This is a genomic window from Psychrobacter sanguinis, assembly GCF_020736705.1.
GTDB classification, from domain to species: Bacteria; Pseudomonadota; Gammaproteobacteria; order Pseudomonadales; family Moraxellaceae; genus Psychrobacter; species Psychrobacter sanguinis.
Genome location: NZ_CP085990.1, coordinates 2,761,894 through 2,775,613, shown reverse-complemented (window position 1 = coordinate 2,775,613; position 13,720 = coordinate 2,761,894). Strand labels below are relative to the sequence as shown.

Here is a 13,720-nt window from a genome sequence, read left to right as displayed (position 1 = left end):
AGCATCTGTCCGATTAAAATATAAGAAATAAGTTATGAAACTGTCCTTTAAACGTTTGCAAACCGACTCACTATTGGTGCTGTCGGTTTTTATCGTTGCTTCCTGTGGTCTGGCCTACGAGCTGATAGCAGGAGCGCTGGCAAGTTATGTACTAGGCGACTCGGTATTACAGTTTTCGACCATTATTGGTACTTACTTGTTTGCCATGGGTATCGGATCGCATTTGTCAAAGTACGTACCTGAAGAAAAAGTGTTGCAACGCTTTATCGAGATTGAAATATTGGTGGGGCTGGTTGGTGGTCTGTCTGCTATTGCACTGTTTTTAGCATTTGCCTGGTTGCCTACCTTTAAAGCCATACTTTATGCCATGGTAATGTGTATAGGTATTCTGGTGGGGATGGAAATCCCGCTGGTGATGCGTATCTTTAATTCTCAAAAGCAAGCTTTCCATGAGTTGGTTAGCCGGGTCTTAACCTTTGACTACCTAGGGGCTTTGGCGGTTTCTTTATTATTCCCATTGGTATTGGCGCCCATGCTTGGGTTGGCCCGTTCGGCAGTGTTATTCGGTATTTTGAATGTAATGGTCGCCGGTTGGACCGCTTGGCATTTTTATCCTAAAGTAGCAGTGCTGAGTAACAAAGGATTAAATGGTGAAAAGCTGACTGCACAGCAACTAAAAGCGGAACGTATTAAGCATCATAAGGTCAGAAATAGACTCATCGTGCGTATTTTGATGGCAATGATACTGTTATTGGTAGGTATGCTTTATGCGGATCGATTGGTAGGTCTGTCTGAACAAAAGCTATTTAAAGCGCCAGTCATTTTTGCCACCAATTCTCCTTATCAGCGTCTGATAGTCACTGAAAAGAATGGTTATATTCAGTTGTTTTTGAACGGCAACTTGCAGTTTTCTACCCGCGATGAATACCGGTATCATGAAGCCTTAGTGCATCCAATAATGCAAAAACTCAGTGACAGTACGCGAGCCACTAAGCCGAAATTAAAGGTACTTATTTTAGGCGGTGGTGATGGTATGGCGGCTCGAGAGGTACTCAAGTATGACTCTGTTGAGCATATTACTTTGGTCGATTTAGACCCAAAAATGACTGATTTTTTTGCCAATACCCCGCGTTTTCAGAAGTTAAATAGCAATTCGATGAATGATCCAAGGGTATCAGTGATTAATGCTGATGCTTATAAATGGCTTGAGAGCAATCAAGGACTATTTGATGCGATTATTATAGATTTGCCAGACCCTTCTCATTATAGCTTGGCGAAGCTGTATTCGGAGCCTATGTACCATCAGGTTCGAGATCATTTAACCGCTGAAGGATTGGTGGTGGTGCAGTCTACCTCACCTTATTATGCGCCAAGGTCGTTTTGGTCTATTGATAAAACCTTACAGTTAGCAGGTTTTAAGACCACTCCTTATCATGCTTATGTGCCATCTTTTGGAGAGTGGGGCTTTATTGTGGGTAGTCCCAATACTACCTTTGAGCCACCGACTCATTATGATTTGCCTATGGCTTTCTTGACCCCATCTGTGAGTAGAGAGATGTTCAGTTTTCCACCGGACATGCAGCCGATTGAGGTTGAGCCAAATACTTTAGATAAGCAAATATTGGTGCATTATTATCTAAAAGATTGGTCAGATGAGTAGGTCATAACAATACTGCGAGAATTTGAACTAGATAAAAATATTTAGCTGGTAAATTAGCTAAATAAAAATGTTAAAGCAAAATGAGAATGAGTAACTGGAAAATATTATAAATATGAAACTGACACAGGTTGAACCCATGCAGAGCACTTCTATGACAGGTAAACATATATTGGCCGAGTTTTGGCAATGTCAGTGCGAGCCTGAAGTTTTGACCCGTACTGAGCCTCTGTTAGGTTTGTTAATAGCGGCAGTAGAAGAGGTGGGTTTGACCTTGGTCGGTAATGCAGTACATGAGTTTGGTCAGCAGTTTCAACAGGACAATACTACTGACACTGTCAAAGTTGAAGAAACGACCCAAAGCTCTAACCTAAACCACGACATAGAGAATCAAGTCAGTGGTATCACCCTGACTCTGTTGTTAGCGGAGTCTCATCTGTGTTTGCACACTTGGGGCGAGTATCAAACGGTGACGCTAGACATCTATGTGTGTAATGTCACACAAGACAATAGCGGCAAGGCAGATGCGTTATATGAAGTATGTAAAAATATCTTTAAGCCTTTACAACACCATGTTAATAATGTTTCACGCCAACACCAGATACCAAACAATTCTCAACATTAATTCAATATATTTACTTTATGATAGAGAGTAAGTAGTCATATTTTTATAAAGGGTCTGTTAAGGATTTAATAAAAGTTTAAGTTTAATATTAATACTAGGCTGTTAGCATTAGATTTTAGAGTTCAGCCAAAAAATGCTTAAACTTAACAAATCACTTCTTCAACGCTCGATTTAGCACTCAATTTAACAAGCACCCAATTTAATAAGCACCAAACTTAATAAAAGTAATAAAAACTTAGGACGCACTTAATGCAGAATTTTGACAGCTTGCAGACGGAACTACTTTATTACGCCATCTACTTTGGTGGCGGCGTGGTGATGCTCATTGTATTTTCGATGATTTATATGGCCCTTACGCCCTACAATGAAATTGCCCTCATCCGTAAGGGATCGGGATCAGCCGCCTTAAGTTTTGGTGGTGCTATCTTGGGCTTCTCATTGCCGTTAGCCGCCAGTGCTATCTACAACACGGGCTTTGTGGCCTTTTTAATCTGGAGTGCGGTGGCAATGGCGGTACAGATTGTGGGCTATTTTATCATGGCAAAAGTTATCGGTAATGTGCCTGAACATATACGACGTAATAATACTGCTGTAGGCGGACTGCTTGGCGTAAGTGCGTTGGTATTAGGGATTATTAATGCTGGGATCTTATCTTAAACGCTAAGATTTGACGTTGACATTCATTTACTTATTATCAAGATTAAAATCACAGCTGGTTAATAGCAGTATCTGTATAAATGCTACTGAATCAATGCCAGTTAATCATTGATATTCAATTAAAATTTTCAATCAAATTAATATAAAGGATAACTCTCATGGGACTTAGAAGTTTTATTAAAAAACAATTTATTGATGCCATAGAATGGGATTGGCAGGACGATGACGTATTGATGTGGAAATTTCCTATGGCGGATAATGAAATCCAAAATGGGGCGACACTGACTGTGCGCGATGGTCAAGTGGCGGTGTTTGTTAATGAAGGCCAAATAGCAGATGTCTTTACGGCTGGTCGCTATACTTTGACCACTGAAACCTTGCCAGTGATGACTAATTTAAGAAATTGGCGCATGGGCTTTGACTCTCCCTTTAAGTCAGACGTTTTGTTTTTCAGTACCCGTCTACAACAAGGTCGTAAATGGGGAACAACGCAGCCTGTCACCGTCAGAGATTCAGAATTTGGTATGGTTCGCTTGCGTGCTTTCGGTATGTACTCTTACAAAATTAATGATGTGACTCAGTTCTATCAAACCATTACAGGTATGAATGACAACTATCGTGCCGAGCAAATTGAGCCACAGCTACGTAATTTAATTGTTTCAGATTTGGCATCGGGCTTAGGTCAGAGTGAGATTGCGTTTATTGATCTGGCAGCCAATCAAGGATTAATGGCAGAAGAGATTAGAAAAGAGCTGCAACCTGATTTTGCTAAATATGGTCTGTCGCTTGAGTCTTTTGTGGTAGAGAACGTGTCATTACCTGATGAGCTGCAAAAAACTTTAGATAAACGCATCTCTATGGGCATGATTGGCGATATCAACGAATATACCCGTTATCAGACGGCTGAAGCGATTCAACATGCTGCTAAAAATGAAGGCGGCATGGCAGGCATAGGCGCAGGTCTTGGAGTGGGTATGAATATGGGTCAGGTAATGAGCGAGGCGATGCAGCCTAGGGGTTCTAATATGCCTTCTCAAAACCAGCAAGCAAACCAACAGTCAAATCAGCAGCAGCCATCTACAACACAGCCACAAGCAGCTGAACCTGACTTTATGGCAAGATTAACTCAGCTAAAAACTTTGCTAGATCAAGGGTTAATAAGCCAAGAAGATTATGATGAAACTAAAGCCAAGATTTTAGCTCAATTGTCTAAATAATAGAGAGTAACAACATAATAGAGAGTAACAACTTGTCCAACTCAACGCCTAAGCTACCCAGTAACTTTAACGTACTGACGTTCACCGCGCCTTGTCCCTCTTGTGGTGCACCTGTAGAGTTTGCCTCTCCAGGTTCTGTCATGGCTGTGTGTGAATATTGTCAGACAACCGTGCTGCGTGAAGGCGAAGCTTTAAAGGCTCAAGGCAAACAATCACTGACTATTGAGGATTACTCACCAGTACAGATAGGCAGTGTCGGTCGCTTTAAAGGCGACGATTTTGCTGTAATTGGCCGAGTGCAATTGCAGTATGGGCAAGGGGTATGGAACGAGTGGTACTTACAGTTTGCCAATGGTGACACAGGATGGCTATCTGAGGCGCTTGGACAATACAGTATTACCATTGGTTCAGGTCAGTCTAGTAATCTGCCTACTTACGATAATCTATCGATTACTGATAGCGTAGAGTTTAACCAAGTACGGTATCAAGTTAGTGATAGACGTGAGGCCTATGCCATCGCTGGTGAGGGCGAGCTACCTTTCGTCATGGGTGAGGGCTGGGAAACTTGGGTCATAGATGCGCAATATAAACGTGAGTTTATTACCCTAGATTATGCGGAATTAGGTCCAGATTATCCACCTGTGGTGCACCAAGGTCAAGCGATTGAGTTAGCTGCGCTACAAATGCAGCTGCTTAAAGATGAGCGTCAAATTAACGAGCAGGCAGGTCAAAGTAGGGCAGCAGGGTCATCACTGATTATTAGTAAGATTGACTGTCCTAATTGTGGTAGTCCTATTCCTTATGTCGAGGGTGCGACTGATTACTTAGTTTGTCCGGCTTGTCACAGTGAAAGTAAGCTCACCGGTAGCAAAGCTGAAATCATAGAAATGCATGCAGCAATGCAGCATTTTGACAGTACGTTGCCATTGGGTGCTAAAGCGCGTATCTCTGCTACTGATCTTATTGAGGTTAATAAGTTTTCTTTAGCAGAGGATGAGATCGCCAACAGAGCCGTGAGTGATAGTTACCATGATTATGTGGTCATTGGCATCATGCGCTTGAATGAAGTTGGTGAATTTGCGACTTGGACAGAATACTTACTCTATAGTCTGACGGATGGTTTTCTGTGGTTATCCGAGGAGTCTAGAGGCTGGTTTGTGGCAAGGGTGCTCAGTGAAATGCCAGTACCTGAGCGAGGACAGCTCCTGTACGACAATAAGCAATGGCGTCAGGTTGATTCAGGCTATCGCAATAGGGTGACCTTTGCGATGGGCGCATTTAACTGGAAAGTTAAAACCGATGATAGTGATTTATTAATAGATTATGTCAGCGGTGATGAGGTCATTACCTCGGAGCAAACTGAGCGTGAAATTACCTATACCCGTGCCAAACCTATAAGTTATAGCAAGCTGGAAGAATGGTTTGGCAGCTATTTAAATAAAAAGAATTCAACAGCCACTCATAGTGGGTTTAGTGAGTCAGGAAGTTTAAAGACTTTGCTGATTTGGCATACTATTTTGCAAGCGGCTGTGTGGCTGCTGGCAGGAGGCTCACTTATTGTCGGTATTATTGCTGCTATCTTGATTTATATTGTCTATTTTAGAGCCAGCGAATCTGAGAAAGATTATGTGAATGATGAGGTAGAGACTGGACCATTCAACTATCACTCTGCGGGCGCTCAAGGGTTATCTGTGGTCATTATAGTGATTGCTTTAATCGTAAGTTTCTTTATTGGTGCTGCTTCGAGACCGGCGGTAACTGGCCCTAACCCTGATGAAGAAGCGACCCGAGGAGGTGGCGGGATTATTATTATTCCTGGTGGTGTCGGGGGAGGCAATAGTAACAGTAATGGTCGTACCGGTTATAGCTCTGGTGGATCACATAAGTAAAGATAAATATAATGAATTAGATTAATCTTTATTAGAAATATGGTAAATAGCGAACTTCGACAAATAAATGACTGATATTAAAAAACTCCCTGCTTAATAGCAGGGAGTTTTTTTGGGAAATGACTAATAGAATTACTTGTCTGCTATTCGTGTTTAACTGTTATCTTCGCAAAACCGAGCAGTAAAGAATAGAATCAGCTATTAAAGACTTTAAATTATATCTTTAAACAGCACTCAAAACAGACGTTAATGGGCTGATTTCTGAAGTTCGCTTAGCTCTCTGGCAAAATCCAGTTGGCGTTGCTGCTTGTCTTTATGTGCGTCTAAAGCCAATTCAATCAACTCAGTAATTAGCGTTGAATATGGTTTGCCTGATACATCCCATAATTTAGGATACATACTAATATTGGTAAAGCCAGGTAAGGTGTTCACTTCAATAATATAAGGCTCATTTGTAGCCTGATCTAATAAGAAATCAACACGGCTGAGTCCTTTAAGACCTAGAACTTTATAGGTTTTAACCGCTATGTCTCGCATTTTAGCTTCGACTTCAGGCTCTACTGTCGCAGGGTAGGACAGCTTAGCAGTATCATTCAAATACTTTGAAGCGTAGTCATAAAAGCCATCTGGTGGATTAATTTCGCCGATGCAACTGACCTCTGGATTATGATTCCCCAGGACCGCCACTTCAAGTTCACGTGCCGGCGTTATGCCTTCTTCAACCAAAACTTGGGGATCAAATTTTAAAGCAACTTCAATGGCGGATTGTAAGTCGTCATAGCTATCTACCTTGCTGATTCCGACGCTTGATCCTGTATTTGCAGGCTTAACAAAGATAGGTAGCTTAAGACTTCGTACGTCTTCAATAAGTGAAGCGGCATCGGCCTTCCAACTACGGGCATCAACAATTCGGTAGTTGGCAGTTGGAATATCATTGGCATTAAGAATGTCTTTCATAATAACCTTGTTCATTCCCACTGCTGAGCCTGCGACGTCAGTGCCTACATAAGGCAAATTGGCAACTTCAAAGACCCCTTGAAGCTTGCCATCCTCTCCAGTAGATCCATGCACAATTGAAAAGCAGACATCACAGACTATCTTTTCAAGGCTTGGAAGTTTAACCAACTGATAAGTCTCATCAGGGATGATGACGCAGCGTTGAGCTATGGCTTGTGCCGTCTCGATAGTAAAAATATCTGAGGTATAAGACTCTTGGTGAGGGTATTGCCACCAACGTCCTTCGATATCGATATAGATGGCTTCTACATTAAATCGATTTCGATCAATATGGTTCAATAAGGAACATCCCGAGTTTATAGAAACGGCATGTTCAGGTGATTGACCACCTAAAATAATAGCAACGTGTTTTTTTTGAGAGCTGCTAGAGGTTTGAGTTGTCACTTTAAGTTCCTTTGTCGTCTTTTATGAATCTGGCCTTAGGCCTGTACGGTGTTAATTAGGTATAGTCTAAATTATATTGCATATAAATGCTTTAATTGATGATTTTTTAATATCCTACGACTGCTGAATCAACAAGTCTCGGATCAGTCGAGCCATATTTTCCTGATGGCGTTATCATAATCGATTGAGTAGAGCCCATGGTTTCTTTCGGTGTTATTGTATGGCCCATAGACTCAAGCTTCTTGATGGTATCAATATTGAGTGCCTTCTCAATGCGAATTTCATCTGGCATCCATTGGTCATGTATTCGCGGTGCGTGCGTCGCTTCGGCAATATTTAAATCGTGATCGATTACGTTAGAAATAATTTGAGTCACTGTGGTGATTATTCGACTACCACCAGGGCTACCGGTCACAATATAAGGTTGGCTATTTTTGAACACAATAGTCGGGCTCATAGAAGAAAGAGGGCGTTTATTACCCGCTACGGCATTGGCATCGTTGCCCAAAAGTCCATAGGCATTAGCTGTACCAGGTTTGGCAGAGAAGTCATCCATTTCGTTGTTTAACAAAATCCCCGTTCCTTCAGCCACCAACCCTGTCCCATACGAGAAGTTCAGAGTGTAAGTATTAGAGACCGCATTACCTAGACTGTCCACCACTGAAAAATGAGTGGTTTCATCACTTTCGTAAGGTAAAGGATTATTGGGTTTAATAGCGGTAGCTGGCGTGGCTTTATCAGGATTAATGCCACTGCGAAGCTTTTGAGCATAGGCTTTAGAAGTAATGCCTGTTAAAGGTACGTCAATAAAATCTGCATCGCCTAAATACTCAGACCTATCCGCATAGGCCAGTTGCATCGCTTCGGACATTAAATGAATGGTTTGTGCACTATTATGTCCGTAGTCTTTGAGAGGGTAGCCTTCTAATATATTTAGAATCTGGATGATATGTGCGCCACCCGAAGAAGGTGGGGGCATTGAGGCAATTTCATAACCGCGGTAAGTACCCCGAACCGGTTCGCGTTCAATGGCTTTATAATTAGCGAAATCTTCTAAACTCATGATTCCACCTGCCTCGTTAATAGCTTTAACAATTTGTTCGGCAGTTTTACCTTTATAAAATCCATCAGCGCCTTGATTTGAAATAAGTTTCAAAGACTGAGCCAACTCTGGTTGATATAAGCGTTCGCCTACTTGATAGGCACTTCCATCGGGCTTAAAGAAGATTTTAGCGGTACTCGGCCATTTTTTGAGTCTTTTTTCTAGTGCTAATAAAGAATCTGCTAGCCCAGGAGTGACTTCAATACCTTCTTCAGCCAGTTTAATTGCTGGAGCCATGACTGTCTTAAGGGGAAGGCTTCCGTGATTCTCTAAAGCGCTAACCAACCCAGCCACCGTACCGGGAACGCCCACTGCTAAACCATGGTAACGAGACAGATCACTATCTGCATTACCCTGTTTATCTAGATACATGTCTTTGTAAGCTTTGCTTGGGGCTTTCTCACGATAATCTAGCGCAATGGTTTTGCCAGATTTGGCGTCATAAATAAGCATAAAACCACCGCCACCGATATTACCGGCACGAGGAAGGGTAACGGCTAAAGCAAACCCCACAGCGACGGCAGCATCCACCGCATTGCCCCCATCTTTTAGAATTTGCAGCCCAATATCTGAGGCCAATGCTTCTTGTGAGGCCACCATGCCATTTTTAGCCCACAAAGGATGCTCAATAGCATTTGATGAGAATATAGCTGAATCAACAGTGGGTTGACTTGTAGCCACAGCGCTGTTGTGAATAGGAGGCAGGACTTTATAGGTTTTGTTCTCAGATATTTGCAACGATTGGCTGTCTGCACTTGCTAGACTTGCTAGCCCTAGTCCTATACCGAATACAAAGGTTAACACCAGCTTTTTACCCACTTGATGAGGCGTATTTTTTGCTGTCATTGATTTTTCTGGATTATTTTTCATATGAGCTACTCATTTCCTTTGAGAGTGGGGTGCTGTAAATTTATTTTCAAAATCTATTTCATTGGCTATCGAGACTTAATGGCTGCAATATTCTTACCAAGTTTTAAGGCAGTGGCTATCTGATACGCGGTATGTGCCACATTACGGTTAGCGTTGGCAAAAACTTGTTCTAAGCTATCGAGCTTTTGAAGACTAGGAACCACTATATCAAATAAATCGGTCTCAAATTGCAGAGACGTTAATAATGGAGACTCATCGATGCTGGCGGACTTTATGTCGTTCGTAGTGGCAGCAGACAGCTCATTGGGTCGATCAACGGCGCCGCAAATAGCAATGACAGGTACGTTATGTTGCTTGGCACATTTCGCCACGCCACTGGCAACTTTACCCATCGCTGTTTGAGCATCAAACATGCCTTCTCCTGTGATAACCACATCGGCTAATGCTAAATGTTTGTCTAATTCAACGATATCAGCAATAGTATCAAATCCAGATTTGAGCTTAGCATTACAATAAGCCATTAAGCCAAAGCCTAGACCGCCAGCAGCACCGGCACCCTCAAACTCACGGCAGTCAGTCTTGCTGATATTATGGGCATTAGTTACTTGTGCAAAGATTCCTAAGGCGTTATCTAAGCTCTGAACCTGTTCAGGTGTTGCGCCTTTTTGTGGACCGAAGACATGACTGGCACCCGTAGGGCCACATAGCGGGCTTGTCACATCACAAGCAACAGTAATCGTAACGTCAGACAGTAGATTATAAAGTGCTTGGTGCTCAATACTGTGCAGCTGAATGAGGTTACTGCCTCCTGGTTTTAGCGCAGTGCCTTTAGCATCTTGTAATTTGACCCCCAACGCTTGAAGCATGCCAGCCCCCGCATCATTGGTCGCGCTACCTCCTAGACCGATTAGGATATTTGTCGCCCCTTGATCAATTGCATCGACAATCATCTCGCCCACACCAAAGCTACTGGCAATTAGGGGGTTGCGCTCATCTTTAGTTAATAAATGTAGGCCACAAGCTTCAGCAATTTCAATAACAGCTATACCATCAGCGGTAAGAAAATACTTTGAAGTAATCGGCCGCATTAAGGGGTCATGAACCTGAATCTGTCGCCATTGACCGTCTAAAACGTAAGATAAGACGGCAGAGGTGCCTTCGCCCCCATCAGCAAGGGGCAAAAGCGTGTAGGCGGCCTCGGGGAACACGTTGCTAAAGCCTGCTTTTATTGCTTCGCACACTTCAATGGCTTCTAGGCTCTCTTTAAATGAATCTGGGGCGATTAGGATGTTCATATTTATTTAACCATTCACAGCATATTATTAAGAGGTCAGATTATAAGAAAACAAGAGTCAATAACCAGATAAAGATAATACTGGTGACCCCTTGAATACCTGTTGCCACAGAGTGGGTTTTATACGCTTGAGACACACTCATACGGCTAAATTGGCTGACAATCCAGAAGAAGCTGTCATTTGCATGAGAGACAGTCATCGCACCGGCACCAATGGCCATGACCACAAAGACTCTGCCCAGCTCACTGTCCAAGCCAATTTGACTCAGTAGCGGAGCCACCATGGCCGAGGTGGTCACCAATGCCACTGTGGTTGAGCCTTGGGCTGTCTTTAATGCCGCAGAGACTACAAATGGCATGAATATACCCAAGCCTAAACCTGAAAGCGTAGTGCCTAAATAGTCACCAATGGGTGTCACTTTCAACATAGCGCCAAAAGCACCACCAGCGCCAGTAATTAATAAAATAGGGGCGGCCACTACCAGACCTTCTGAAATAGAAGTGCTGACTCGTTGAGTTTTATTTTCGCCCTGAATCAGTAAAAACGACAAAAATAGACCAATTAACAGAGCAGTTAATGGATTGCCTAAAAAGATAATAATATCAACTCTGCACACGACAAAAAAATCATCCCCACCGGATTTTCATAGGTTTAGGGGTTAAAAAGCTAACTAACTGTCGAAAGACAGTCTTATCATTGTTAAAAAACACCAAACGAAGACCTTCAATCAATAAATCCAGACCAAGCGCAAACAAACTGGCTTGAGGTCGAGCGTTTGACTTCAACTTGCGTTTTAACGGCTTATCTTTGTCTTTATAAATACCGACATGATAAGCCCAACAAAATGCTAAGGCGTTCACTGCGACTAATTTACTGACCCGATCAAGATGGGTTAAGTGGGTATCTTCAAGATTAAAGCCACTCCCCTTTAGACAAGCAAATAAAGTCTCAATTTCCCAACGCTTGCCATAGCTTATCATCGCATCCACTGTTTCTAGTTGATTGGTTGCCACAATCACTAAACCGTAGTCTTTATCACGCTTGGCAAATACTCGAACCAAACAACCATCGACAGTCAGTATTCGCCCATGTCGATATGTTTCTTGATGGCCAACATGGCGAAATAACTCTTTAATCTGTACCAACTTGCCATGATGATTCTTAACTTTACTGTTCTTCTTAATCCGTATGGCAAAGGGTATGTGATTATTGGTGAGCCAGTTAAACCATTTTTCGCCAACAAACTCTCTGTCTGCTACTATCATCTCAAGGTTATCTTTGCCAAATTGTTTGATAAACCGCTCAATAAGTTCACAGCGTTCAAGATGGTTTGTATTACCTCGCTTATCTAGCATTTGCCAGTATAAGGGGATGGCTATCCCTTTATATACCACCCCTAGCATAAAGATGTTGAGGTTACTTTTACCCCATTTCCAGTTGGTGCGGTCAATGGTTAAGGTGACTTTGCCTAGCCCAAACAGTCGATATATCATTAAAGCTAATTGATCATAGTCTATCCTCGCTTCGGCAAAAAATCGCTGTAGTCTGCGATAGTGACTGTCGGTCTTGCCACCCTTAGGAATGTGTCTTGCTATTTTTTTTAAGATTACTGCTTTGAGCAGTAATCAGGGCTATTATCATTAAGCTCAAACATGTGATTCTTGCCTTGTTCATACTCAGGTTTTGGGTTAAAGTTTCACTAAGTCTGTTAAAGTTTGGCATGGTCTGATTCGTCTTAAAAATTACTATTATGCCTTTGCTTTAACAGACTTTTTTGTTTTTTTTGTCGTGTGCAGAGTAATATCAATTAAACTGCCATCGCCGAATGGTTTGCTCGGGATATTAGCCACTGAGGACAAGCAAATTAAAACAATGGGTACGATAATCGGTAAAAAGGCCATCAATGCTGAAGGCATATAAGGATAATCAGCTCGAGTTTTTTGATTTTCAGGCAATATTGAATCGAGAGCATTTACTGCATTGGTATTATCCGGCTCTACATTTAAAAATCGATTGGACCACCACCAGCCAGCCATAACCGCAACAAAGGTCACGACTACTCCGACCATAATGACCAAACCTAGGTTGTTTTCTAAGCCTAAGTTCCCCGCTGCTGCAATAGGGCCTGGGGTGGGTGGCACAAAGGTATGGGTGGCGTAAAGTCCGGTTGCTAGCGCCACACTCATTGCCACACTAGATACCTTCATGCTTTTTGCTAGTGATTCTTTTAAAGAGTTTAGAATCACGAAACCTGAATCACAAAAAACAGGAATAGAAACCACCGCGCCAACTATAGACATGGTCAAAGTGGGAAAGCGTTTTCCAATCAGCTTAATCACCGACTCAGCCATAACGATGGCCGCGCCTGTCTTCTCCAAAATTAAACCAATAATCGTCCCAAAAACGATAACTAAGCCAATATAGCCTAAGATGCCGCCAAAGCCATCGGAGATAATCTTAGCCACATCGGCAATAGGTACTTGGTAAAACAAAGCCACCAAAAATGCCGACAAGATTAGCACTAAGAAGGGATGCCATTTTAATTTTGCAGTGGTAAAAATAATAAAAATAATGGTCAATAGTAACCAAATGACGGTCATAGTATTCCCCAAGCAGTGACAGGCTGGTGCAGCTATTTAACTAGCTATTTCGTCGATTTTTGTTTCAATATTAAAAATTGGTGGCTTAATTTTTAATGAGTATTAGCGGTTTATTCAGCTCTATTATCGACACTGTCGTTTTCAGCTTCATCCACATCATCAGAGTCAGTCTCTGTTTCTTCATCAAAAGCAGCATCTAAGGCTTGCTGTACTGCTTCAATGCGAGCTTGGCAAACTTTATAAGCGGCTATAGATTGCTCAACCGTATCCATTAAATTATCAATATCTGGCTCATTTGAGTTTTGCAGTTCTTCTGCATTGGTTTTTAGGATTTGGTAAGCAGCTTTAAACGTTTTTGGGGCGACTTTCTTACGAACAGCCATCATAGACTCCTTATAAAATGTTGG

Annotated in this window: 12 protein-coding genes; 5 read left to right on the top strand and 7 right to left on the bottom strand. The window is 42.2% G+C overall.

Annotated features, from left to right (window positions below; translation table 11 throughout):
* Window positions 1–34: 34 nt before the first annotated feature.
* The 5 genes from LK453_RS11670 to LK453_RS11650 all read left to right on the top strand — a co-directional run bounded on the left by LK453_RS11670 (window position 35) and on the right by LK453_RS11650 (window position 6,045).
* The gene (locus tag LK453_RS11670) at window positions 35–1,660 is read left to right on the top strand and encodes a spermidine synthase (RefSeq protein WP_201527286.1); all 1,626 of its coding nucleotides are present in this window, start codon (window positions 35–37) and stop codon (window positions 1,658–1,660) included.
* Window positions 1,661–1,796: 136 nt separating this feature from the next.
* Entirely contained in the window at window positions 1,797–2,282 is a 486-nt protein-coding gene (locus LK453_RS11665; RefSeq protein WP_227673742.1) for an S-adenosylmethionine decarboxylase family protein, read from the top strand.
* Window positions 2,283–2,531: 249 nt separating this feature from the next.
* Complete coding sequence (locus tag LK453_RS11660; RefSeq protein ID WP_007393590.1) at window positions 2,532–2,939, top strand: DUF350 domain-containing protein; 408 nt, start codon at window positions 2,532–2,534, stop codon at window positions 2,937–2,939.
* Between the two features lie 158 nt (window positions 2,940–3,097).
* A complete protein-coding gene (locus LK453_RS11655) occupies window positions 3,098–4,156 on the top strand; it encodes an SPFH domain-containing protein (RefSeq protein WP_007393589.1) in 1,059 nt (352 codons plus the stop codon).
* A gap of 32 nt (window positions 4,157–4,188) precedes the next feature.
* Window positions 4,189–6,045: a DUF4178 domain-containing protein gene (locus LK453_RS11650; RefSeq protein WP_227674367.1), complete on the top strand. Its 1,857-nt coding sequence runs from the start codon at window positions 4,189–4,191 to the stop codon at window positions 6,043–6,045.
* Window positions 6,046–6,291: 246 nt separating this feature from the next.
* On the opposite strand, the gene LK453_RS11645 is transcribed toward LK453_RS11650, so the two are convergent.
* The 7 genes from LK453_RS11645 to xseB all read right to left on the bottom strand — a co-directional run bounded on the left by LK453_RS11645 (window position 6,292) and on the right by xseB (window position 13,696).
* Window positions 6,292–7,446: a D-alanine--D-alanine ligase family protein gene (locus tag LK453_RS11645; RefSeq protein WP_201534060.1), complete on the bottom strand. Its 1,155-nt coding sequence runs from the start codon at window positions 7,444–7,446 to the stop codon at window positions 6,292–6,294.
* A gap of 106 nt (window positions 7,447–7,552) precedes the next feature.
* Window positions 7,553–9,418, bottom strand: a complete 1,866-nt coding sequence (ggt, locus tag LK453_RS11640) for a gamma-glutamyltransferase (RefSeq protein ID WP_227673744.1) — start codon at window positions 9,416–9,418, stop codon at window positions 7,553–7,555.
* A gap of 65 nt (window positions 9,419–9,483) precedes the next feature.
* Window positions 9,484–10,713 carry a glycerate kinase family protein gene (locus LK453_RS11635; protein WP_201534057.1) on the bottom strand — a complete coding sequence of 410 codons (1,230 nt, stop codon included), beginning with the start codon at window positions 10,711–10,713 and terminating at the stop codon, window positions 9,484–9,486.
* A gap of 40 nt (window positions 10,714–10,753) precedes the next feature.
* A complete protein-coding gene (locus LK453_RS11630) occupies window positions 10,754–11,329 on the bottom strand; it encodes a GntP family permease (protein ID WP_265088892.1) in 576 nt (191 codons plus the stop codon).
* Between the two features lie 10 nt (window positions 11,330–11,339).
* Window positions 11,340–12,308 (bottom strand): IS4 family transposase, encoded by a 969-nt coding sequence (locus LK453_RS11625; RefSeq protein WP_227945213.1) that lies wholly within the window; start codon window positions 12,306–12,308, stop codon window positions 11,340–11,342.
* Window positions 12,309–12,461: 153 nt separating this feature from the next.
* Window positions 12,462–13,313 carry a GntP family permease gene (locus LK453_RS11620; protein WP_265088901.1) on the bottom strand — a complete coding sequence of 284 codons (852 nt, stop codon included), beginning with the start codon at window positions 13,311–13,313 and terminating at the stop codon, window positions 12,462–12,464.
* A 110-nt stretch (window positions 13,314–13,423) separates the two neighbouring features.
* Entirely contained in the window at window positions 13,424–13,696 is a 273-nt protein-coding gene (gene xseB, locus LK453_RS11615) for an exodeoxyribonuclease VII small subunit (RefSeq protein WP_227673745.1), read from the bottom strand.
* Window positions 13,697–13,720: the final 24 nt, after the last annotated feature.